The 22,440-nt window shown below is 65.2% G+C and carries 21 protein-coding genes, 1 tRNA gene, 1 pseudogene and 1 riboswitch; of the genes and pseudogenes, 8 read left to right on the top strand and 15 right to left on the bottom strand.

All coding sequences use genetic code 11. The features are described from left to right. Window positions 1-4: 4 nt before the first annotated feature. Complete coding sequence (gene crtY / locus EOD43_RS02795) at window positions 5-1,153, bottom strand: lycopene beta-cyclase CrtY (protein ID WP_127740886.1); 1,149 nt, start codon at window positions 1,151-1,153, stop codon at window positions 5-7. Between the two features lie 132 nt (window positions 1,154-1,285). Beyond that, window positions 1,286-1,393: riboswitch (TPP riboswitch) on the top strand. Window positions 1,394-1,435: 42 nt separating this feature from the next. Here crtY and thiC point away from each other — a divergent pair. Then, window positions 1,436-3,286: a phosphomethylpyrimidine synthase ThiC gene (gene thiC / locus EOD43_RS02790; RefSeq protein ID WP_127740884.1), complete on the top strand. Its 1,851-nt coding sequence runs from the start codon at window positions 1,436-1,438 to the stop codon at window positions 3,284-3,286. A gap of 2 nt (window positions 3,287-3,288) precedes the next feature. Here the strand turns inward: thiC and EOD43_RS02785 are convergent, their stop codons facing one another. From EOD43_RS02785 to EOD43_RS02775, 3 genes are read right to left on the bottom strand one after another with little or no spacing between them, the layout of a single operon-like run. Beyond that, window positions 3,289-4,134, bottom strand: coding sequence for an HNH endonuclease (locus tag EOD43_RS02785; RefSeq protein ID WP_127740882.1), 846 nt, complete (start codon window positions 4,132-4,134; stop codon window positions 3,289-3,291). A gap of 11 nt (window positions 4,135-4,145) precedes the next feature. Continuing rightward, window positions 4,146-4,412, bottom strand: coding sequence for a Txe/YoeB family addiction module toxin (locus EOD43_RS02780; protein ID WP_127740880.1), 267 nt, complete (start codon window positions 4,410-4,412; stop codon window positions 4,146-4,148). After that, window positions 4,409-4,663 (bottom strand): type II toxin-antitoxin system Phd/YefM family antitoxin, encoded by a 255-nt coding sequence (locus tag EOD43_RS02775; RefSeq protein ID WP_127740878.1) that lies wholly within the window; start codon window positions 4,661-4,663, stop codon window positions 4,409-4,411. Before EOD43_RS02775 ends, EOD43_RS02780 begins: the two co-directional genes overlap by 4 nt. Window positions 4,664-4,827: 164 nt before the next feature. Between EOD43_RS02775 and EOD43_RS24120 the strand changes: the two are divergent. Further along, window positions 4,828-5,264: pseudogene (locus EOD43_RS24120) on the top strand (VOC family protein). A 7-nt stretch (window positions 5,265-5,271) separates the two neighbouring features. Here the strand turns inward: EOD43_RS24120 and EOD43_RS02760 are convergent. The 4 genes from EOD43_RS02760 to EOD43_RS02745 form a co-directional block, all read right to left on the bottom strand. Then, entirely contained in the window at window positions 5,272-5,559 is a 288-nt protein-coding gene (locus EOD43_RS02760) for a type II toxin-antitoxin system RelE/ParE family toxin (protein ID WP_127740874.1), read from the bottom strand. Then, entirely contained in the window at window positions 5,549-5,800 is a 252-nt protein-coding gene (locus tag EOD43_RS02755) for a type II toxin-antitoxin system ParD family antitoxin (RefSeq protein ID WP_127740872.1), read from the bottom strand. Before EOD43_RS02755 ends, EOD43_RS02760 begins: the two co-directional genes overlap by 11 nt. 65 nt (window positions 5,801-5,865) lie before the next feature. Further along, on the bottom strand, window positions 5,866-6,126 hold the full coding sequence (locus EOD43_RS02750; protein WP_127740870.1) for a hypothetical protein: 261 nt from the start codon (window positions 6,124-6,126) through the stop codon (window positions 5,866-5,868). Window positions 6,127-6,339: 213 nt separating this feature from the next. Further along, window positions 6,340-6,573 carry a hypothetical protein gene (locus EOD43_RS02745; protein ID WP_127740868.1) on the bottom strand — a complete coding sequence of 78 codons (234 nt, stop codon included), beginning with the start codon at window positions 6,571-6,573 and terminating at the stop codon, window positions 6,340-6,342. 173 nt (window positions 6,574-6,746) lie between these two features. Between EOD43_RS02745 and EOD43_RS02740 the strand changes: the two genes are divergently transcribed. Further along, window positions 6,747-7,619: a hypothetical protein gene (locus EOD43_RS02740; protein ID WP_127740866.1), complete on the top strand. Its 873-nt coding sequence runs from the start codon at window positions 6,747-6,749 to the stop codon at window positions 7,617-7,619. 67 nt (window positions 7,620-7,686) lie between these two features. Here EOD43_RS02740 and EOD43_RS02735 read toward each other — a convergent pair whose 3' ends face one another. From EOD43_RS02735 to EOD43_RS02720, 3 genes are all read right to left on the bottom strand, one after another. After that, on the bottom strand, window positions 7,687-7,926 hold the full coding sequence (locus tag EOD43_RS02735; RefSeq protein WP_127740864.1) for a DUF2061 domain-containing protein: 240 nt from the start codon (window positions 7,924-7,926) through the stop codon (window positions 7,687-7,689). A gap of 300 nt (window positions 7,927-8,226) precedes the next feature. Then, the gene (locus EOD43_RS02725; RefSeq protein WP_127740859.1) at window positions 8,227-9,351 is read right to left on the bottom strand and encodes a hypothetical protein; all 1,125 of its coding nucleotides are present in this window, start codon (window positions 9,349-9,351) and stop codon (window positions 8,227-8,229) included. A gap of 88 nt (window positions 9,352-9,439) precedes the next feature. Continuing rightward, window positions 9,440-11,293: an AsmA family protein gene (locus EOD43_RS02720; RefSeq protein ID WP_240653053.1), complete on the bottom strand. Its 1,854-nt coding sequence runs from the start codon at window positions 11,291-11,293 to the stop codon at window positions 9,440-9,442. Window positions 11,294-11,812: 519 nt separating this feature from the next. On the opposite strand from EOD43_RS02720, the gene EOD43_RS02715 reads away from it, so the two are divergent. Then, a complete protein-coding gene (locus EOD43_RS02715) occupies window positions 11,813-12,151 on the top strand; it encodes a hypothetical protein (protein ID WP_127740857.1) in 339 nt (112 codons plus the stop codon). A gap of 216 nt (window positions 12,152-12,367) precedes the next feature. On the opposite strand, the gene EOD43_RS02710 is transcribed toward EOD43_RS02715, so the two are convergent. Continuing rightward, window positions 12,368-14,530 (bottom strand): hypothetical protein, encoded by a 2,163-nt coding sequence (locus tag EOD43_RS02710; protein WP_127740855.1) that lies wholly within the window; start codon window positions 14,528-14,530, stop codon window positions 12,368-12,370. Further along, window positions 14,527-15,525 (bottom strand): hypothetical protein, encoded by a 999-nt coding sequence (locus EOD43_RS02705; protein WP_127740853.1) that lies wholly within the window; start codon window positions 15,523-15,525, stop codon window positions 14,527-14,529. The genes EOD43_RS02710 and EOD43_RS02705 overlap by 4 nt, the downstream gene beginning before the upstream one ends. Before the next feature lie 1,238 nt (window positions 15,526-16,763). Here EOD43_RS02705 and EOD43_RS02700 point away from each other — a divergent pair. Continuing rightward, a complete protein-coding gene (locus EOD43_RS02700; protein ID WP_127740851.1) occupies window positions 16,764-17,462 on the top strand; it encodes a recombinase family protein in 699 nt (232 codons plus the stop codon). Beyond that, entirely contained in the window at window positions 17,459-18,190 is a 732-nt protein-coding gene (locus EOD43_RS02695) for a hypothetical protein (protein WP_127740849.1), read from the top strand. The genes EOD43_RS02700 and EOD43_RS02695 overlap by 4 nt, the downstream gene beginning before the upstream one ends. A gap of 414 nt (window positions 18,191-18,604) precedes the next feature. Here the strand turns inward: EOD43_RS02695 and EOD43_RS02690 are convergent, their stop codons facing one another. Both EOD43_RS02690 and EOD43_RS02685 read right to left on the bottom strand, forming a co-directional pair. Beyond that, entirely contained in the window at window positions 18,605-20,338 is a 1,734-nt protein-coding gene (locus tag EOD43_RS02690) for a site-specific integrase (RefSeq protein WP_127740847.1), read from the bottom strand. Window positions 20,339-20,429: 91 nt separating this feature from the next. Further along, window positions 20,430-20,516 (bottom strand) — tRNA-Leu (locus EOD43_RS02685). Window positions 20,517-20,618: 102 nt separating this feature from the next. Between EOD43_RS02685 and EOD43_RS02680 the strand changes: the two genes are divergently transcribed. Together EOD43_RS02680 and EOD43_RS02675 are read left to right on the top strand one after the other, a co-directional pair. Further along, window positions 20,619-21,554, top strand: coding sequence for a complex I NDUFA9 subunit family protein (locus tag EOD43_RS02680; RefSeq protein WP_127740845.1), 936 nt, complete (start codon window positions 20,619-20,621; stop codon window positions 21,552-21,554). A gap of 3 nt (window positions 21,555-21,557) precedes the next feature. Next, window positions 21,558-22,352 carry an undecaprenyl-diphosphate phosphatase gene (locus tag EOD43_RS02675; RefSeq protein ID WP_127740843.1) on the top strand — a complete coding sequence of 265 codons (795 nt, stop codon included), beginning with the start codon at window positions 21,558-21,560 and terminating at the stop codon, window positions 22,350-22,352. The last annotated feature ends 88 nt before the right edge of the window (window positions 22,353-22,440 follow it).

The following is a 22,440-nucleotide window of genomic DNA, read 5'->3' as shown; positions in this document are numbered from 1 at the left end:
CACTTTATCCCTTCAGCGCCGCCGACAGCGGCATCGGGCCGTCGCCCAAACTCAGCGCGATCCGGTCCATCATCGTCAGCCGCATATTGTGGAAGCGCGCGATCGTCCCCGGCTCCTTCGTATAGAGCACTTCGAGCGGCTTATATTGTTCGGCCAGCGCATTTTCATCGAGCAGCGAGCGGGCGAAGCGCCTGTAATAATCGCGCTTGCCCCAGATCCGCGCCGCATGCGCGTGCAGCGTTTGGTGCAGCGCATCGCCCGACCAGTCGCGCATCTCCGCGATCATCCGCGCCGTCCGCGCCGCATCGGGGAGCGACGCGCCGGTGACGGGGTGGAACAGGGCGGCGCGCACGCCCACCTTCGCCACCCCCGGACTGCCCGAATCCCAGTACGCCTCGAAATCGCCCCCGGTCGCGATCGGGATGACGCCCGCCTGCCCCCGCGCACTATCCAAAATCTTCCATCCGAAGCGCGCCGCCAGATTGAAGATGCGCTTGGCATAGCCCGGCACGTTCAGCGTCGGATCGCGCCCGTAGCGCACCTCTTCGATAAACAACGTGTCCTTCTCGATCGGCAGGAGCGTGCAATAGCTCAACCCCTCCTCCTGCACCTCGACGCCCGCGTCGATGATCCGCGCGTGGCGCACGCTGTGCGGCCCCGCGAGTTGCAACTCATATCCCACGAACTTGCGCCAGCCGGGATCGAGCAGGTTCAGGTCCGCCCCGCCGCGCGCGTCGATCACGCCCTTCGCCTCGATCCGCGTGCCGCTTTCCATCTCGACCCAGGTGGGGCCGGCGTCGATCACGGTCTTGCCGGTCATGATCGCATCGGGCGGAAGCGTCTCGCGCAGCACCGCGTCGAACCGGTCCGATCGCACCCCGTAAAGCTGCGATCCGATCGTGCGCTGATAGGCCGGGAAGATCACATGCGCCTGCCGCCAGCCATAGCTGATCAGCGGCTCCAGCAGCGGCCGATCGCCCGCGTCGATATCGCTGTCGAGGAAGGACCAGAGGTGGTTGCCGCCCAATGCAGGCCGCCCCTCGATCATCAAAATACGGCGTTCGGGATGCGCACGCTGGCAGGCGAGCGCGAGCAATCCGCCCGACAATCCGCCCCCGATGATGATCAGGTCGTAGGGAGGGTCGCTCGCCATTAACCAACTATGGCGAACGATTGTGCATCGCGCCACCCCGCTGCACCGCAACGGCGAACAATTACGCCAACGTCACAAGATTTTACACCGCCCCGCACCTGTGGACAACGCAGCGCCCGTCCCATAAGGTCCGCTGCATCCCCGGGGGGCCGCGCAGGCGGCTGAGAGGTGCGGCGTTCCGCACGACCCGTAGAACCTGATCCGGTTGAGACCGGCGGAGGAAGTGGACGGCGACGAGCGCGCGCAATCCGTCTTTCTTCGGCATGCGAAGGAATGATTGCGATGGCCGACGTCCCCACCCCCACCGAAATCGGCGTGACCACCGGCCCGATCCGCGGATCGCGCAAGATCCATGTCGAAGGGCCAGGCGGCATCCGCGTCGCGATGCGCGAAATCGCGCTGGAGCCGTCGGCCAACGAACGCCCCGTCCGCGTCTATGACTGTTCCGGCCCTTATACCGATCCCAAGGCCCGCATCGACATTTCGGCCGGCCTCGCCCCCCTGCGCCGCGACTGGATCCTTGGCCGTGGCGACGTGGAGGACTATCAGGGCCGCGCGATCAAGCCCGAGGATAATGGCCTGAAGGGCGTCGATCGTTCGGGCGGCGTCAAACCCTTCCCCAACGTCGTCACCCGTCCGCTGCGCGCCAAGGCGGGGCAGAACGTCAGCCAAATGCACTATGCCCGCCGCGGCATCATCACCCCCGAAATGGAATATGTCGCGATCCGCGAAAATGTCGGCCGCGCCGCGCTGAAGGAAAAGCTGGTCCGCGACGGGCAGGATTTCGGCGCCGCCATCCCCGATTATGTGACGCCGGAGTTCGTGCGCGATGAGGTCGCCCGCGGCCGCGCGATCATCCCGTCGAACATCAACCACCCCGAATCCGAACCGATGGCGATCGGCCGCAACTTCCTGGTCAAGATCAACGCCAATATCGGCAACAGCGCGGTCGCCAGCGACGTCGCGTCCGAAGTCGACAAGATGGTCTGGTCGATCCGCTGGGGCGCGGACACGGTGATGGACCTGTCGACCGGCCGCAACATCCATGACACCCGCGAATGGATCCTGCGCAACTCGCCCGTGCCGATCGGCACCGTGCCGATCTATCAGGCGCTCGAAAAGGTCGGCGGCATCGCCGAGGATCTGACGTGGGATATCTTCCGCGATACCCTGATCGAGCAGGCCGAACAGGGCGTCGATTATTTCACGATCCACGCGGGCGTCCGCCTGCCCTACATCCCGCTGTCGGCCAAGCGCGTCACCGGCATCGTTTCGCGCGGCGGATCGATCATGGCCAAATGGTGCCTGGCGCACCACCGCGAAAGCTTCCTCTACGAACGGTTCGAGGACATCTGCGAGATCATGAAGGCCTATGACGTCGCATTCTCACTGGGCGACGGCCTGCGCCCCGGTTCGATCGCCGACGCGAATGACGAAGCCCAGTTCGCCGAACTCGCCACCCTTGGCGAACTCACGCAGGTCGCGTGGAAGCATGACGTGCAGGTGATGATCGAAGGCCCCGGCCATGTGCCGATGCACAAGATCAAGGCGAATATGGACAAGCAGCTGGAGGCGTGCGGCGAAGCCCCCTTCTACACCCTCGGGCCGCTCACCACCGATATCGCGCCGGGTTACGATCACATCACCTCGGCGATCGGCGCGGCGATGATCGGATGGTTCGGCACGGCGATGCTCTGCTACGTCACGCCCAAGGAGCATCTGGGCCTGCCCGATCGCGATGACGTGAAGGTCGGCGTCGTCACCTACAAGCTCGCCGCCCACGCCGCCGATCTCGCCAAGGGCCACCCCGCCGCAAAGCTGCGCGACGACGCGCTCAGCCGCGCCCGCTTCGAATTCCGCTGGCGCGACCAGTTCAACCTCTCGCTCGATCCCGACACCGCCGAACAATATCACGACCAGACCCTGCCGGCGGAGGGCGCCAAGACCGCCCACTTCTGCTCGATGTGCGGCCCCAAATTCTGCTCGATGAAGATCACCCAGGAAGTCCGCGACTTCGCAGCCAAGCAGAACCAGCCCGCCGACGGATTTTTGGCGGCCGAAGCGGGCATGGCCGAAATGAGCGAGAAATTCCGCGAGAAGGGCGGCGAGATTTACCTGCCGGCGGCGGAGTGAAATTAGTCGTTAGCAACTAACAGGAGTTTATCGCGAATTGTGCTGCGGTTTGCTGCGAAATGCGCTCGCTTGTGATCATTTGGGCAAACCGCTGCCACGTTCCGGATGTCGTCCGATCCGCCTTCGCAAAGCGGAATTATATGGTGCGTTTCTAGATAGATAGCACCGCTTTCCATCACAAAGCCCGCTTCGCCACAAAGTTCGCAATGCCCCGCTGCACGAGACAAAGCAGCTTGACGCACCTCAGCTTTTCGAACGAAACGATTGACCGTTGCGGAGACACGGTCGGCTTGATCGGGCAGGCCGACATCAAATTGATCAACAAACTGATTTTTCGGCTTTCCACGGGCGAGAATAAAATCGCCATTGGTCCGGTCATATTTCAGCACATGCCAGGGTTCGGGATCGAGTTCGCGAAACCTCACCTTCGAAGACTCAGAGTTTGGATCCTCGGTATTCCGCCGATCGCCGTCGAGAACGATAACCCTTACAGGTAGTCCGCCATTCGCAGCGACAGAGACGTCTCTATCAAGCTTTTCGCCGCGCGTGATCCACTGCTGTTTTCCGCCGTTGGCCCGGTGATGCTCCGCATTTGCTCGAAAATTCTCCTGATAGACGATATATCCATCATGCGGTTTCATTATATCATGCCATAGATTGAAGATTACGACCGTCTCCGGCTGTACAAACGACCACTCATAGCAATATTTCGGATTTGCCTTAGCTTTACTTGGTTGAGAGGCTGACTTCAGCCAGTCGGTGACATCAAAGCCAGCTTCCGACACCAAGTCGAAAACCAAACCTTTTGTGCGGGGTTTCATTTGAGAAAGCTGCAAATCCAAATCCATGATCGCCCCCTTCAATAATGATACCGGCACTGCGCCACTTCCAGCGCCTGCGCCTCGGCCTTCCCGCTTACCCGATAGACCAGCCGATGCTCGCGGCTGATCCGGCGCGACCACCAGCCTGACAGGTTGCCGCCCAGCGGCTCGGGCTTGCCCGTCCCGCGAAAGGGATCGCGCAGACACTCCTTGATCAGCGCGTTGATCCGTTCGAGCGTCTTGGCGTCCTCGGCCTGCCAGTGGAGATAATCTTCCCAGGCCGTCTCCGCGAAGACCAGCTTCACGGTTCGATCAGCTCGCGCTCCACGCCTTCACCGGCTTCGAGGCCACGAATGCCCTCCAGCAGCCGTTCGGCATTTTTCGGCGAACTCAGCAGATGCAGCGTCTCTTCGATCGACGCCCATTCGCTTTCGGAGATCAGCACGACATTCTCGGCCTTCTGCCGCGTGATCGTGATCGGCGCGCGATCGGCCGCAGCGCGATCCATCACCGATTTCAGGTTCGCGCGCGCTTCCGAAAAGCTGACCGACTTCATGGCTGATCTCCTTCAGCATAATATGTGCTAAAATCTGTACAATCACAACCCGTCGCTCCAGCGAAGGCTGGAGCCTATTTCTCCCGCCCCGAACGGCACCTTTTGCCCGAATAGCGATAGGCCCCAGCCTTCGCTGGGGCGACGGACACGGTTATGGTCGAGGAATGCCCCATCTCGCCCACATCGCCCTGATCGTCCGCGACTATGACGAGGCGCTTGCCTTCTATGTCGGCACCCTCGGCTTCACCCTGGTCGAGGACACCTATCAGCCTGAGCAGGACAAACGGTGGGTCACGATCCGCCCGCCGGGCGCGCCCGAACACGCGACCACCATCCTCCTCGCCCGCGCCGCCACGCCCGAGCAGGCGGCGTTCGTCGGCGATCAGGCGGGCGGGCGGCTCGGTGCTCGCCATCACCCCGTGATGGCTGCGCGCCTGCGCTCCTGTTCCTGAGCACCGACGATTTCGCCCGCGATCATGCCGCCTTCTTGGCCAAAGGCGTCCGCTTCGTCCGCGAACCCGCCACCCACGATTACGGCACGGTCGCGGTGTTCGCCGATCTCTACGGCAATCTGTGGGATCTGATCGAGTTCGCCCGCTGAGGCGGCGTCACACCAGCCGATCGGCGTTCATCGACTGGTGCAGAATGCGGATGATCAACGCCCGATCCGCATCGGCCGTATAGAAGATGCGGTGTCGTTGGCATGTCAGCGAACGGACGACCGGCTCCAACGCACTATGCACCAGCCCGACACCCGGAAAACTCAATATCCGCCGGAATGCGGCTTCGATGCCGTCGAGATAAGCGATCGCGCCATCCACACCGTGATGCTCGACGCTGAAATCGCGAATGTCGTCGAGATCGGCCTGAGCCTTACGGCTCAGTTCAAGCCGCATTGCGATTACGCAACCCCTGACGCAGTTCCTCTAGATATTCGAACGGATCTTGGTCGCTCTCGCCGGACGCCAGCCCCTCATCGATCGCGGCCTGCAGGCGATCGATCTTCGCCTGCAGTTCCTGATCGCGGCGCACCAGATCGCGCACATAGTCGCTCGTGCTGCTGTATCGCCCTTCGGCGACGCGCCGCTCGCACCAGCTCTTGAGGGCTTCGGGGATCGAGACGTTCATCTGTGCCATGCGGCGATTATAGGAAATTGCGCTAAGATTGTCATCCCAAGGGCCGCGCAGCCTTCAAGCCCGCCTCAAAGCCCCGCCGCCCGCGCCCCCACGAACAGGGCCACGCCGATGCCGATCGCGATGATCAGCAGGCGCATGCCCCCCACCCCGCCGCCGCGCGGCGGATCGGCCACGGGAAGGCTCGCCAGAGGGCGATCGGATGCTGGCTGATCGCGGTTCGGGGCGTGATCGTCGCGCACGACGTAGGTGTCGGCCCATTCGTCGCGCCGCGCCTGTTCGATGATCGCGCGGATGCGGGCCTCGGCGCTCAACGGCGGTTCAGCCATCGGCCCCAATCCAGATCGCGCAACCCGTGTCCGAACCCATGACGTCTCCGCCCGTCCGCGCGAAGATCAGGGCAAAAGCTGCGGCGCGAACAGGGCGAAGTGGCTCCAATATCGCGCGTCCGTATAGGACAGTATCGCCAGCAATCGACTGCGTAGCGCCCGCAATTTCGGCGATTTCATGCCATCATGCCGCAGCGCAAATGCGGCCCCGCCTCAAAAGCCCGCCGCCCGGGCCCCCACGAACAGCAGCGCGCCGATCGCGATCACGGCGATGATCAGGCGGATCACCCCCGCCCAGCCCGTCTCCGGCGCATGGGCCGGCAGATCGCGGATCGCGGCGATATCGTCGGGCACGACATAGGTGTCGGCCCATTCGTCGCGCCGCGCCTCCTCTATGATCGCGCGGATGCGCGCCTCCTGTTCGGCGGTGAACGGCGCTTCAGCCATAAGCCGCCGCCCCGATCCCGCGCTGCATAACCAAGCCCATGACGCCCCCGTCCGTTCGCGCGACGTTCGGCCAGGTCAGTCGCGCAAACAATCCGAAGTGGCTCCGTTATGGAGCGATCGGCATCGCCCGAAATCGCTGTCCTACACGACGCATTTCTGATCCACCCTGGTCCATGAAGAAGCGACGCAACCCTCCGCGCCGGGCCAAGGCGCACAAGCATCCCCCCGCGCCCGCAAAGCCCGCGCGGCCGGGATTCCGATCCTTCACGCCCGTTGCCACGCGCAAGCATGTCAGCGGCTTCACGCCCGAACGGCAGCTGGGCTTTATCGAAGCGCTGGCCGAATGCGGCTGCGTGGAGGAGGCGTGCGGGCGCGTCGGCATATCCGCCACCGCGGCCTATGCGCTGCGCCGGCGGATCGACGCGGTCAGCTTTCGGCAAGCGTGGGAGGCCGCGCTCGATTATGCGGTGCGCCGCCTGTCCGACGCGGTGTTCAGCCGCGCGATCAAGGGCGTCGCCCGCCCGATCTTCTACAAGGGCGAACAGGTGGGCGAGCGGCGCTATTATGACGAGCGCCTGGCCCAGTTCATCCTGCGCTATCGCGATCCCACCCGTTACGGTCGCTTCATCGACAAATTGACCGCGCAGCGCCCGCCCGACGCCGCCGCGATCATGCTCAACATCGCCACCGATCGCGCGATGGAGGCCGCCTATGCGATGGCCGATGGCGAGCCGCCCGAGGATCTGCGCCCGCTCGCCGGCATCGAACCCAGCTTCCCCACCGAGGCGGAGTGGGACGAACAGAGCCGCGCCGCCGAGGAAGCCCGCTACGATTTCGCCGAACGCTTCGCTCCCGGAGAACCGGAGTACGGCGATCGCGATGAGGATTATGCGTGGCTCGATGAATATTCCGACGCCGAGCCAACCCCGCCCGAACCAATAGCGCCCGAACCGGTCCCGCCGCCGCCTTACGAGCCGTGGGTGCCGCCACGGTCCATGCCCGGAACCGGCCCGCGCGTCCGCCTCCTCGGCGGGGACTCACCCTGATTCTGCGGGAAGCGTCTCCGACGCAGACGTAGTGACAACTTTGACAAGTTTCGGCCCGATGACCTGATCAGCGAACCGCCATTTTCACTCCAGCGAGCGCCGGCACCGCCACCGGCGACGGCCCCATCGCGTCCACCCGCTTCCACGCCTGTTCGTGGAAGTAGAAAGCGACCGCGTTGATACACGGTTCGATCAACGCGATCCCGCCCGCCAGCGCCACCGATCCGGTCAGCACGTAGGCCACCGTGAAACCCACGGTCAGGTGGATCGACAAATAGGTGAAGGTCTTGATCAGATCGCGGTTCATCGTCGGCGTCCTGTGGAGGAGACGCCCATTTATTGCGAATGGCTCGCAATTACGAACGAACAATCTCGCTCACTCTGATCGCCCTACTCAATCCTCCCCCGCCAGGGGGAGGTGGCGCCAAAGGCGACGGAGGGGGAGGACACGAAGAACAAGAGCTGGCCGCCGCCCTCCCCCTCCGTCAGCTGCGCTGCCACCTCCCCCTGGCGGGGGAGGATCAGGAGCCAAACGCCGAACGCCGCCGCCTCCGGTTGGGGAGACGACGGCGCCGGTACGACCCTCTCGGGTCAGGGGTTGATAGGTTTAGCCCTGATAGACCGGGCGGAAGCCGGTGCGCGGGCGGGCGGCGGGCTTGCGGACCGTGATGTGATCCGTGGTCCGGCGTTCGGCCGCAGCAGCCGGGATCGGCGCCGAGGGTTCGAACGTCTCGACCGGCTTGCCCTCGCGGGCCATCCGCTCGCGGCCGTCATAGAAGCTGGCGACCTTGAGCCGCTTCTTGAGCGACAGCGACGGGTTCTCCGGCGTCGGCCCGCGATAGGCGGCCTGCGTGTGGCGGCCGAAGCGCGAGATGTCGAAGCCGTTCGGCAGTGTCGTCACCGGGCCATCGATGGCGGCGCCGGTAGGTGCGGTCGCCACGGCATGCGCACCCGACTGGGTATCGCCCGCCATCAGCGGCGCGGTGAAGCCCGGCGTCGCGGCGGCAGCGGTCACGTTACCGGCCATCGGCGCGGCAGCGGGGGCCGGGGCGGCGAGGGTCTCGTCGGCATAGACGACATCCTCGTCATCGCGGCGGCGACGGGCAAAGGCATAGGCGCCACCGCCGATCAGGATCAGGCCCAGGGCCACGCCACCGGCGATCGGCAGAGCCTCATCCATGTCGACCGTCGTGGTCGACTGGACCGGGGCAGGCGCCGGGTTCGGATTGGCGCGCACCACAGGGGCGGGCGCCGGCGGCGCCGCAACCGGGGCGGCGGCGACCGGTGCGGGAGCAGCCTCAGCCGGCGCGGCGGTCCGCGTCGTGCGGGTCTCGGTCCGCGTGGTCGTCGTGGTGCGGCGTGTCGGGGCGGGGGCGGCCGCAGCCGGCTCCTCCTCAACGGTCGTCGCGGCGACGGCCGGGGCGGGTGCGGGGGTCGGGGCAGCAGCCGGCGGGGCGGCCGCGGCGGCCTGGCTCGGCGTGCCGATGATCGGCGCGGTCACGACACCGCCGGCGGGTGCCGGGCTGGTGGCGGGAGCCGCCGATTGAACGGCCGGAGCCGGCGTCGGCGCAGCGGCCGGGGCGGGCGCCGGGGTTGCGGTCGCGGCGCTTACGGGCGGCGGACTCACCATCGGTGCGTCGGCGCTCTGGGCCAGCGACGGGGTTGCGGACAGGGCCAGGACAGCGGCAATCGCGGTCAGGCCGGGGCGAAGCGAAAGCTGATCGTACCTCATGTCCCAACCAACCCTGTCGCCCACGAAACGGGTTCGCCCATTGGGACGAGATGACATGAGTCAAAGACGAGACGAGCCGAAACGTGACCTACTGAACGCTCAAGGCCCGATTCGCGGCCTTGGCGCAATCGGCGTCGGCGGCCACCGGCTCCTGCTTGTCGGCGATCGCATCGCCGATCATCGACAGGATCCCGCCGACCGATTTGGCCTTTTCAGGCAGCTCGATCTGCGGCCGCTTGATCGTGCCCGCAGCACCAATCGTCCCCTGCAGGCGCAGCAGGCTGTCGCCCTTGGGCGCGCCGTTGACCGCGAAGGACATCCGTTCGGTCTTGAGATCGATCGTCCCCTTCGCCTCGGTCAGCGCACGGTGACTGTCGATCAGCACCGGGTTCGCCCGCGCGATCCCGCCTTTGATGTCCAGCCGCGCGACCAGACAGCGCAGCTCGGTGCGCTTGTCCTTGTCGGTGGTCAGCCCGCGGCCGACATCCTGCCCCAGAAGCGACGCCGTCCGCGCCCCGATCGTCCCGCCGCGCGCCACCAGCGACACTGCGCCGTCGCCCCGCCCGATCGCTTCGCGCACCGTCAGCCCGCGCCCGGATACGCGCGCGCGGCCGGTCAGCGGCCCTTCAATCGTCTCGGGCAGGAAATCGGCGAAGCTGGCGCGGTCGATATCCAGCGCCACTGTCAGCCTGGGCGGCCGCCCGCCCCGCTGGTCGACGATGATGCGCCCCGCCATGACGCCGTGGGTCAGCCCCAGCCGCAGCGGCGCGATCTCCAGCCGGCTGCGATCGACCATGATCACCGCGTCCAGGCTGCGGATCGGCGACGGCCCCGGCCACATCAGCCGGTCGACCTTCACCGCCAGCCGCCCGTCGGTGCGCCGCACATTGTCCAGATCGATCGCGGTATCGGGGATCAGCCGCAGCCCGAAGCGCGCCCGCTTCGCCGCCGCCCTGGCCAGCCCCGCGTCGGACGCAATATCGTCGAAGGCGAAGCGGCGCGCATGGATCCGCCCGTCGATCCGCGTACGCCCGTCACGCTTCACGATGGTCGCCTCCCCCGCAATGTCCGATCGGCCGATCGTGCCTTTAAGGTTGCTCACCTTCCAGTCGGGCCGGTCGCGCCGCACATCGGCGGTCAGGCGCACCGGCTGCGTGCCCATCAGTCCCGCCTCGATGATCGCATCTATCAGCCGCAGATCGTCCGCCCGCGCGGTCGCCCTGGCGTTCAGGTGATTGATGTCGAGGGGACGATCCATGCGCCCTGCAAAGGTCATCGCAATCGCCGGCCCGTCGATCGCCGCGCGGAACGGCCAGGCCCGCCCCGCCACGATCGGCGCGCCCGTCGCGGTCAGGGTGACAGGGTTGCGCTTCACATGGCCGGTGCCCGCGATCCGCACGCCCTGCGCGCCTGCGCTCAGCAGCACGTCGAAATCGCGATCCCGCTTCGCATCATCATAGGTCACGCGCAGATTGCGGACCTCCAGCCTGCCCAGATCGGGGCGCCCGCTCGATCGCTCGGGCGGCGGCTTCGGCCCGTCGCGCCAGTTCTCGCGCCCGTCGGGCATCCGCACGAAGCGCAGCCGGCCGCCGTCCACCGTCACCTCGCTCGGCGCGAATCGGCCGGTCAGCAGCGCCCACACCGAAAGGCGCACCCGCGCCCGATCAATCCGCGCCAGCTCCCCCGCCCCTGCCCAGCGCGCCTGCGGCAGCCGCACGCCGCGCGCCTCGACGATGGGATGGAAGGAGAAGCCGTCGACCCTCTCGAGCGCCGCGATTCGCGCCGGCTGCCCGTAATGATGCGACAAGGCCCGCTCTGCCGGGCCGCGCAGCAGCCCCCACGGAAAAGCAGCCAATATGAGGAGGAACAGCGCCACCGCCGCTCCCAGACTACCCGCCACGATCCACGCCCGCCGCGCGGGCACATCTGTTTTATGGTTCACGGTGGCTCATACGCGCAAAGCGTCGGAGCGTTCCTGAATCAGCGTCGGGAAAATGGCGCCCGATTGGGACGCGATTCGGTCCATCCGGCCAAACCCCGTCGGGGAAGTCCGGTGAACCATATTATCGCTATAAGGATGGTGCCCAGGAGAGGACAGAGCGCCCATCTCCCCAAAACCCTTTAATTCCGGGCCTGGACCGGCGCGGCACAGTGTCAACTTTGTACGGCCGCTTGTACCGCGTTACCGCTCCCGATCAAGGGCGCATAGGGGCCTTTTCCGTGCCATATCCTCTTCCTGAAAATAAATATCGCCCCTCAATAATATTCTGCACTTGCGGACAAACTGCTGCACACCCGTCCGCCCGAATGAGAGCAATTGGCGTTTAAGGTCATCTGCAAGAGTGGAATGTCCGCAGATGCAGAACATTAGAAGCGTGCATGCACTATTGACGTCAAATCAAAGCCAATGCTGGATACGCGGACTCCCGTAGCGGAGGGGCACAAGCACAAAGGTCTAGACATGGGGAAGCTCGACAAGCGGGACTACACGCCGCTTAATGAAGGACGTGTGTATTACATGGGGGACGGGCTCTTTCTGGTGGCAAAGGAGGGCGATGGCAGAGGCCAAAGCGTCGTCGTGGCCTATGAAGACGTACAGGCCCTCAGGGACAGCAAGGCCACCGCGCTGAAGCTCACAGACGGCACCGCGCAGAGCATGGGCGACGGAATGTGGCTGATTACGCAATTCGACGAACTGTCTCGGGATACGCAAGATGTCACGCTGACGGGGCAGGACTGCGAGACCATTTTGACCACATACGCCTATGCGGCGCCCGCCGCTGACCGTTTGGCGGCCTGACGAGGTTAGGGACCGATGTTCCTCGCTTGGTCGATCGCGGAAGCATGGGACTGGTTCGTAAACCTCCCGTACCTCGGCGGCATCATCCTCGGCGCTCCTCTCCTGCTCGGTGTCCTCGTCATAATCGAAGAGGACAAGAGGAAACGCAGGTGAAAAAAGAACCCCTCCAAGCCGGACCGGGTAGGGTCTAGCTGGAGGGGTTCAGTTTTGGGGCTCTTAGTAGCCGGACGGGTCGGCGGGTTCGATCATGTTGGTCCCGAGGATACCCCCGAGCACCCTACCGCCTTGCTGGACGGCACGGGCGGCGTTCTGATCCACGAGAGTCCTGCGGGCACGTTCGCGGCCAACGTCGCGCATTGCGGCCTGCAAGAGGTCGGGGTGCCTAATCCCGAGGACGTCGGCGATGAAGGCATCAGCCTCCGTTCCGGTCCTGTCGCCCTTTAGAAGGGCGCGGCCAGCCGAAAGCAACCCGCCGGGATGACCCGACACGATTTGGACAAGACTACCCGCCGCATCGGCAATGGCCCGTTCCTGTTCCTCGATATTGGGCGCAACGTCGCCGTTCACGCCCCGGATCGCCTGATAGGTCCGTGAGGCGTCCTGCTCCGCGTCCAGGCGCTCTAGGAGCCGTCCGGAAGCCTCTGGGCCGTGAGCCGCCGTGAGAGCCTCTCGCCGCTCCAGAGTGCCTCCCAGACGCCGTGCGGGATCGCCATAGTCGGGCACTGCCCTGACATCCGCTGCAAGCCCTGAACGGTGCCCCAGCCGGAAGTGCCCCACCTGTTCAGGCGTCATAGCCGCCATGCGGTTGCCAATTTCCGCAGCGTCCGAGGTGGCAAGCTCCTGCCCCAACTCCAGCGCCTTGCGGGACTGAACCGGGCCACCGTAGGCATCCCGTGCCGGCTTCCAGTGCGGGTTGAGACCCTCGGGCGGAATGGACGTTCCCGTCCCAAAGTCCTCACCACCGTCCATGATCGACAGAAGACGAGCACGGATTGAGGCAGCCCCTCGGGCATGCCGCTGGACATCGGGCGTAGCGAAGGGTGATCGTCCCGCAAACACTTCCTCGTCAAGGGACGACTTGGCCCTGTCGTAGAACTTCATCCCCGGTACGGGACCCAGCGAGAATGATCCGTCCGCCGCTTCCACTAGCCCCTGCCGGAGAGGCTCTAGGCCTTCATCTTGGAGACTGGTTGCAGCGTGACGCATGGCGCGATTGCCACCCGGACGGGAGAACAACTCCTGAAGTTCTCGGGTGAGCGGGATCGGCTGAGCGTCGCTCAGGTCAAAGAGGGGCCCCGCAACCCGTTTGGCCTCTTCCGTGAGCGCCCGTGCTTGCGCTTCAACGTTCCCGACAGGGCCCAACGTCGCGCCGATGTGCCCCGTGGCCCTTTCAGCCGCCTGGGCCTGCCGCTGATCGATCGCGCGGCGGACCGCAGAGACGGCGGGTCCGGGGGACCGGACGGCAGTGCGGAAGCCGCTCCGGACCGGCTCGCTGATATCAGCCGCCACTGCAGGAACGCCCATCTGTTGCCGGCGGGCGACCTCAGGGGCGACTTGCGCCGGCCTCATGGGCCCGCCGGTAACCGGGTGGGGAGCCTCACGGATCATGCGGTCCAGCCGCTGATTTCCTGCGGCCTGCCCACGGTCCCGGGCGAGTTGCTGGCCCTCGCGGTTGATGACGGTTCCCGCACGGCCCGGAAGGGAAGCGCCGACACGCTGGAGGCCCCTGCCCGCAGCACTGACAACGGGCTGGATGATCGGACGCAAGGGGGCGGCCGTAGCACTGGCGATCCTGCCGGCCACCGGGAAGGCCCCACCGGTCATGGCTCCGATAGCTCCCGACGAGACCGCATCTGCCACCCGGTCCGACACGTTGTCAGCCTTGGACGACATCAGCCCCGAGGCCACCCCGTAGGCCCCGGCGGTCTTCACGCCTGCATACGCCTTCTGGCCGAGCGAAGCCCCACGAGCGATGTTGGCCCCCGGCAGAAGCACGCCAGCCGCCATGCCGCCAAACTGGGCCGCGCCGGACAGATAGGGATGCTCCTGCGTCGTGGCCTTATTCTGGGCCTCTTGGTCCCGCTGGCCCGCCGAGTAGCTCGCCATCGGCTCGAAATCGACCTCGTCCGAGAAGGGAGCTTCGGCGGCGTTCACTAGGGCCTTGCCGGCACCCGAGAGGAACCCCGAGGAACCGGGAAGGACACCCTCCGCGAAGTTGCCTGCGAGGCCCCGCGCAGTCCGGAGGGCGGAGCTTGGCGGAGCCTTGGGGAGCCCCTTAGGATTGCCTCGGCTCCAGCCGTGGGCGATCTTGGCGGCCTTCTGCGGGTCGTTGGTCCGCACGTCGACCTTGCGACCGTCTGCGAGGGTGACGGTGATCATTTCGCCACCCCCTTCGCGAACGGTTTCCAGCCGAGACCGCCTGCGAGGGCCGCGCCCCCAGCAAGGGTGCTCAGAAGGCCCGCCCCGCCACTGGTCGTTTGAGTGCCCGTCGTGGTCCCGGATTGCCCCCAAGGATTGCCACCGATTATCTGGTAATACCGATCTAGGAGGTCCGCTTCTCGGGTGTCCTCGCCCTGCCACTTCTTGTAGTCGGCATCGGCCTGACCTTGACGGTCCGCCTGCTCGGCCAGATTGGCTCGGTTGAGGACGTCATAGGCGCCGTAGCCAGCCTGTGCGCCAGCCCCGAGGGCGCTGATGCCCATGCCTGCTAGGCCCGTGTAGGCGTTCGCGGCCGTGCCGAGCGCCGAGAGCTTCGTCGAGCGGTCCGAGGAGGCCAGCGAGAGGCCGCGGTCGTATGCCTGCCCGCGAACGGTGGCTGCATTGTCGGCCATGCGATCCGCAGCGCCGCGCTCGGCGATACCGGACGCGACACCTGCTCGGGAGCTGTTGATGTTGCCGGTCGCCGAGGCCACGCGGTTGATCGTCGGAAGCGTCTGCTCGTTGAGCTGGCGGGACACGTCACGGTTGACAGCGTCGATCTGGCCCGAGAGGTACGGGTTGTCCGCGTACTTGCTCGCCGCAGCGATGTTCTCCGCCGTCGCGTCGCCATTGGCGAGCTTCAGGAAGTCGTCGATCGACGTGCCGGCCTTCGATGCGTGGCCGGAGAGGTCCGCACCGAGGGCGGAGAGGCGGCCGGCGGTATCGAGGCCCGTGCCAGACGCGAAGGCCTTCATGGACGAGAGGTCGCTCTTCGCGGCGTCACTCATGCCTGCGTACAGGTCGCCCTGATAGAACGGGGTGCCCGTCTTGCTATCGTATAGGCTTTGCGCACCGTCGAATGCCGACTGGAGATAGGGTTCCTGGAACTTCGAGGGCCCGGTGTCCGTGGTGCTGGTCGATTTGGTCTTCTGAGAACCGCCGAAAAGGCCGCCCATTAACGGTTATCCTTGAGGGCATAGGAACCGCAGACGCCAATTGAGGGGGACGTGGGAAGATTTTCGAAGGGTGGGCGTAGTGCGCCGGGGGCGAACAGTGCGCCGTTAATCATGTCGTGGGTCCTGATTGGTAAGGTAGAAAGCTGGGCCTGCCCGGCTCACGCCCATGCGGTCGAAGTCTCGCGGGGACTTCTTTCCGCCTTCAGTGCGAACGAGGGCGGTGATGGGGAACGGGATCGCCATTGGGCTAACCGCGAATATCGCTGCACGGCAGCCGTCCTGGTCCCAAATCGGGGCCGTGGGATCGAAGGTGGGCCGGATGTCGACGAGGTCATTGCCGGCACCACGGCGGGCAGTCCCATCCGCGCGGAAGGTCATTGGGTTCTGGCCGCCGCCTTTGCGGGCAATGTAGCCGTGCAGCGGGAAGCCCGCAGGGGAACCCTTAGTGCCCGGCAGCGGGCAGAGGGTGACAGACCGGCCGGAGAGGGTCCGGGCGGCCTTTTGAGGATCGAAGGTCAAAGGTATTCAGCTGGAGGGTTGATGGGACCACACGCGGCGTCTGTGATTGGAGGACCCAGCAAGGAGGACGGCGTGCGCGTGGTGCTGCATATGTCAGCATTAAGGCTGCAGCTGACTTCAACGGCTGTGCGTATGCCTACACTAATCAGCCCAGATGGGACCCGGAGGGACCCTGGCCGAAAACTGTGGGCACCCTTCGGACACGGCAGGAAATCGCTCCGCCAAGGGAACCTTAGAGGCCGGCATGGGACCCAATGGGACCCTAAAATAATCGGGTAGCCGGCTGCGCAGAAAACTCAGGGAATGCGGCGTTTCATTTGGGGTCCGACGCTCGCGTTAGCGGTCGAGCGAAGCCGCCAATTACGAACCGTGTTTGTGTTTGGCCGGCTGGGGGAACCCGCAGCGGCTGAAGGGGACCCATAGGGACCCAATCGGCGACAGGGACCTTAGGCCCAGGAAGCGGCGGAAATGCTGGAGGCGTAGTTGTCGGACCGGGCCAATGCCCCACCGAAGAGTGGGGGCCTCCCCCCTGCGCCACATTGCGGGATTGCGGCGGTTCCGGGCGGCCAGACATTCGGCTTCATTGCGGTGTCTTATTTAGGCAATACAGTGTTGAGGTCAGTGCGGTGATCAGCGTCGTGGGCGTCTTGTACTCGGAGCTTGACAACACTTTACAAATCCATCTAACGCTCGTCAGACAGATTTGCACGAGGCGAAATATGACGGACAGAGCAGTAGCCTACTACCGTGTCTCGACGGCCCGCCAGGGTGCCTCGGGGCTCGGCCTTGAGGCCCAGCGGGCCGCCGTCGAGACCTTGTGTGCCCAACGGGGGTGGGACCTGATCGCTCCACCCTTTCAGGAAGTCGAGAGCGGCAAGCGGGCGGACCGGCCCGAACTGGTCAAGGCTCTTGAGCGGGCACGGCTGACGGGAGCGCGACTGGTGATTGCAAAGCTGGACCGCCTTTCCCGCGATGCTGCCTTCCTCCTGACCCTCCAGAACAGCGGCGTCCGCTTCGTAGCTGCGGACATGCCGGACGCTAATGACCTCACCGTGGGCATCATGGCCCTCGTGGCCCAGCAGGAGCGCCGGTTCATCTCAGAGCGGACCAAGGACGCCCTTGCAGCCGCCAAGGCCCGTGGGGTCCGGCTGGGCAATCCCAACGGTGCCGCTGCATTTCGCAGGGCCGGCAAGGGGACCACCGCAGCCCTAGAGGCGGTAGCGTCTTACGCCGGTGATCGCGCAGAGAGCCTGCGAGGCACCGTGGAGGCCCTGCGGGCCCAAGGGACCACTTCTCTCGCAGGGATCGCAGAGGCCCTTAATGCCGATGGCATCGTGACTGCCCGAGGGGGGCGTTGGCATGCTTCATCCGTCCGCAATCTTATGGCCCGGCTGGGCGCTCAGGAGACCGCCAAGTGACCGCGAAGGGTAAACAGTGGGCGACCCGCACCCTTCTCATTGACGAGGTCCGGGAGCATGCGAACTTTCAGCTACGGGCGAAGGGGATTGACCGCCGCCACGCCACGAAGCTCGCGAGAGAGCTGGCGGCAGGCAAGACCCTACCGGCCCTCAAGGTCGCCCATGTCGGCAAGGTGCTGTATCTCGTTGACGGCTTCCACCGCTTAGAGGCCCATCGGAGCCACGGGTCCCGCACTGTGACCGCGGAGGTTGCCCGCATGAGCCTTCAGGAGGCCCGAGAGGAGGCTGAGAAAGCCAACACCAAGCACGGGCTCAATCTCAGCCGGAAAGACCGGCAGGTCCTTTGGGACGCCTACATCGCGGATGGGCGCCAAGTGGACCCGATGGGGGAAACTAAGTCCTCCCGCGTGATCGAGGCGGAGCTTGATGGCATCTACAGCCGGGAAACGATCCGCATGCGCCTAAAGGCAATGGGGCTCACGTTGAACGAGGGTGAGGGCTTCAAGACTTGGGAGCCGGAGGGCCACGCAACCGAGGAGGAGTTGGCAGAGGAAGCCGCCGACGAGGCGACATCCTGTCTTCACAAGTTTGGCGCAATCTTCAGCCAACTTGAGGACGGTGATCAAGCAAGGCTCTTAGGGGCCGCCAGGACACTCGTGGAAACGCTAGAGCGCGGGGAGGACCCCCATGCCGTTCTGGATAAACTGGCGAACCCTTTGGGGATTTGAGGGCCGATAGGGGCGTTATCGGTTCCAGCCGGCACAACCCCCGTTCTACAAGGATTTTAAGGTCTTGCAGTGACAAGTTTGCCATGCAGGGGAGAGTATCAATTCCCGCTGTAAGTGTGGGGGCTCTACAGTTATCCTACCGTCCGCTGCGGGTGTGATTAAGCCCCCTCGCTCCGGCGGGGGAGAGGGTAGCGGCCAAACGCCCCTGCCACCCGCAGCGAACCAACGGCTTTGCAACGCCCTCCGCGATCATGCTTGGCTTATCTCGCATCAGGCCGTTAGCGCCGATCGGGTGCGGGCTTTCTTTGCGGCTCTTGAGGACGCTGTGGGGGCCGCTCTGGCCCGGCGGTAGGCTGATGGGGCGAAGGAGCTTCTGGCGCTTCGGAAGGGGCTGAAAGCGGACACAGCGGTCCACTAGGCGGCTGGCGGTACCAAGTGTTTCAGGTCGAGCCCAGGATGCGTAATCGTCTCTAGAGCAGCCTGAAGCTGGAATATCGTGAAGCCGTTGCCATAGGACGCTTCCGATCCCGTCACCCGCCTCCCCGCCAAGGCCTGACCTTCTGCACGTCCATGCAATCCAGCGGCCTTCAGGCGGTCCTCAAAACCATGACGGAAGCTGTGCATCCCGAGCTTAGTTCCCGCGAAACCCTTCTCTGCCACGAGGGCCGCGAACCATTGGCCGAGTCTCGCCCCCCATTGGCTCCGGCTGTTCGCCTTTGCGTCTGGGAAAATCAAATCACCCGGCCGAGCAACCTTGCGTCGTGCTGCGATGAAGTCGGGCAGCCCCAGCCGGATCAGCTCAGAATGGACAGGCAAGTCCCGCCGGCTTTCCGCGTTCTTGAGCCTTCGTCCCTCGTAAGGCCGCACGCGCAGCGCCGGGACGCCCTCAAGCGCCTCATAGTCCATGAGCCGCAAGCCGGCGATTTCCCCCAGCCTCATCCCCGTAAAAAGAGCGATAAGGGGTACCCAATACCGTCCGGGCTTCGCCATGCCCCACGAGGGTCGGCGATCCCACGGCGAGGCCGCAAAGAGCTTTTGGAGCTGCTCTAAGGTAAAGGGGTCGCGCCGGTCCCTTGCCGCCACGGGATCAACCGCCGCGAGCTTGGCAAACGGGTTCTTGTCTGCCCAATCCTCAGCAACCGCCCAACCGAACATGGACGCGATGTGCACCATGTAGCCCCGATTTACCGTGTTCGGGTTCAGCAACGGCAGGCCCAACCGCTTCGCCTTTTCGATCGCGGCGGGGACCGAAAGGCCCCGCAGCTCCTTCCGCTTCCCAATGCCGGCGGGAAGGGACTTTACGGTCTCAAAGACCTGTCGGGCATCCTCACGGAGGATTGAGCGAACATCACGATCGCCGACCGCAGCTACCAAGACGCGAATGACCGGCACGATTGCTGAGCGCGTCGACTCACTCCAGCCGTCCCATTTTGCCTTCTGGTAGGCGTCAGCTAGGTCCTGAACGGTCTTTGCGTCCTGGACTGAGGGAACCGCGTTAATCTGCGGCTTCGGCAACGCGACGGGCGTGGGGACCAGCTCGCCGCCTATGCGCCGCAGGATGGCCTGCCAGCTCTCGATTTGGGCATCGTGAAGCGCCACAACATACTCGGGGAAACCAGCCGTCTCCAAATCCACATTGTAGCCGTGTGTGGCGGCATGTTCTGCTGCGGTCGCTCCCCAACCTTCCAAAATGCCTTCAAGGTCGCCAAGCCCGCGCAGCTCCATCGCTTCCGCCAGTTCATCGGTGACGTGCGCCCGCAGATCGGCTTGAGCTTGGAGTTTGCGATCACGAGAGCGAGGGGCCCACCGGACCTCTTCGTCGAGCGCAAGGTCATCCACCTGCCAGTTGACGATGAGGTATTGCACTAGCTCGGGCGTCAATCGGTCGACGCGGCCTGAGGCTTCCTGCATGGCGACTCGGCGTGCAGCGGTAGCTTGCCGGACCTCGCGCTCGTACTGCTGCTCAGCCTCCAGCCGCTTCCGCTCTGCCTTTGGGTCTCGGAGGTTGGTCGAGCCAAGTGACACCTTCAGCTCGCGACGCGGCTTCGCCAAAAATGGCCGCAAGGACGGTTCAAAGGCCCGCCGATAGGAGAGCCTACCGGTCGCAGGGTCTTTCTGAATGTGTCGGTTATTCACGATCAAACCCATGCCTTCGCGTCCCGGATTTTGTACCGGCCAAAGAGGCGTAAGTCACGGAAAACAGGGTTTTTGTCACGCGATCAACGACTTAGAAAGCCGTTGGTGCCCAGGAGAGGACTCGAACCTCCACGGCCTTGCGGCCACTGGCACCTGAAGCCAGCGCGTCTACCAATTCCACCACCTGGGCATCCGGAGCGGAGCGCGGCTGATAGTGGCGGCGGTTGCGCCTTGTCAACAGCTTCTGTCGCGGGCAATGCGTGCGGCGACAATATCCATGAGGTTTGCGACAATGAGCCGGTTGGTCACGCTGTTCGGCGGAGGCGGTTTTCTGGGCCGCTATGTGGCGCAGGAGCTGCTGAAGGCAGGCGCGCGGGTGCGCGTGGTGGAACGGGATCCGCGCAAGGCGCTGGCGATCAAGCCGCTGGGCGGGCTGGGCCAGACCCAGTTCGTTTCGGCGGACATCACCAAGCCGGCGAGCGTCGCCCGCGCGATTGCGGGCAGCGATTCGGTGGTGAACCTGGTCGGCATCCTTTCGGGCGACTTCAAGCGCATCCATGTCGAGGGTGCGGCGAACGTGGCCAAGGCCGCCGCCGATGCGGGCGCGACCGCGCTGGTCCACATTTCCGCGATCGGCGCCGATCCGGAGAGCGCGTCGGCCTATGGCCGCACCAAGGGCGAGGGCGAAGCGGCGGTGAAGGCCGCTTATCCCGCCGCCACGATCATCCGCCCGTCGATCCTGTTCGGGCAGGAAGACGATTTCGTGAACCGCTTCGCCGCGATGCAGGCGATGCCGATCGTGCCGGTGATGCGCCCGACCGTGAAGTTCCAGCCGGCCTGGGTGGCCGACGTCGCCCGCGCGATCGCGGCCGCGGCGCTCGATCCCGCGACCTATGGCGGCCAGACCTACGAACTGGGCGGGCCGGAACAGATCACGATGCAGGGCCTGCAGGACTTCATCGCGCGCGAGACCGGGCGCGAGCCGACCTTCGCCCCCATCCCCGACGCGATCGGCGGCATGGTGGCGACCGTGGCCGGCCTGCTGCCCGGCGCGCCGATCACGCGCGACCAGTGGGCGATGCTGCAGACCGACAATGTCGCGACCGGCAACGGCTTTGCCGCGTTCGGGATCGATCCGACCCCGATGGACGCGGTGGCCCCCGCCTGGCTGGTGCAGTTCAAGCCCCGCGGCCGCTTCGCCCCGGCGCGCGCCAAGCCGGCCGCCTAAGGCGTGCCGTTCCTCGTCATCCTGTTCCTCGGCATCGTCGAGGGACTGACCGAGTTCATCCCCGTCTCCTCGACCGGGCACCTGATTCTGGCCGGTGAGCTGGTGAAGGTGCCCGAGGGCAGCGAGACGTTCGACATCGTGATCCAGCTGGGCGCGATCCTGTCGGTGCTCGTGGTCTATCGCGCGCGCTTCGCCGCGGTGCTGGCGGGGCTGGGGCGGCGCGATCCGGCGTCGATCCATTTCACCCGCAACGTCCTGCTCGGCTTCCTGCCGTCCGCGGTGATCGGCGCGGTCGCCTATTCGGCGATCAAGGCGCTGCTCAATCAGCCGATCGTGGTCGCGATCGCGCTGCTGGTCGGCGGCGTCGCGATGCTGGCGATCGAACGGATGGCGAAGCGGATCACGACCGAGAGCGTCGAGGGGATGGGCTGGCGCACCGCATTGGGCATCGGCTTTGTCCAGTGCATATCGATGATCCCCGGCGTCAGCCGATCGGGTGCCACGATCATGGGCGCGCTGCTGCTGGGCGTCGAGCGCAAGACGGCGGCCGAATATAGCTTCTTCCTGGCGATCCCGACGATGCTGGGCGCGACCACGCTGGCGCTGTGGAAGGCGCGGCATGAGCTGGGCGGCGATCAGATCACCGATATCGCGCTGGGCTTCGTTATTTCGTTCGTCGTCGCGATCGTGGTGATCCGCTGGTTCCTGGCCGTGGTGACGAAGCGCGGATTTGGGCCATTCGCCTGGTATCGAATCGTGGTGGGCGCGGCGGCTTTGATCTGGCTCTTGGCACGATAAGGTCCACATCGGACCCATTGGGAGAGCGACTTGTCGCGAATGATTCACAATAAGTCGCTTTTCCCCAGATATTAGGTAAGCAAAGCTT

This window comes from Sphingomonas crocodyli (assembly GCF_004005865.1).
Classification (GTDB): Bacteria; Pseudomonadota; Alphaproteobacteria; order Sphingomonadales; family Sphingomonadaceae; genus Rhizorhabdus; species Rhizorhabdus crocodyli.
This window is presented reverse-complemented; position numbering and strand designations above follow the sequence as displayed.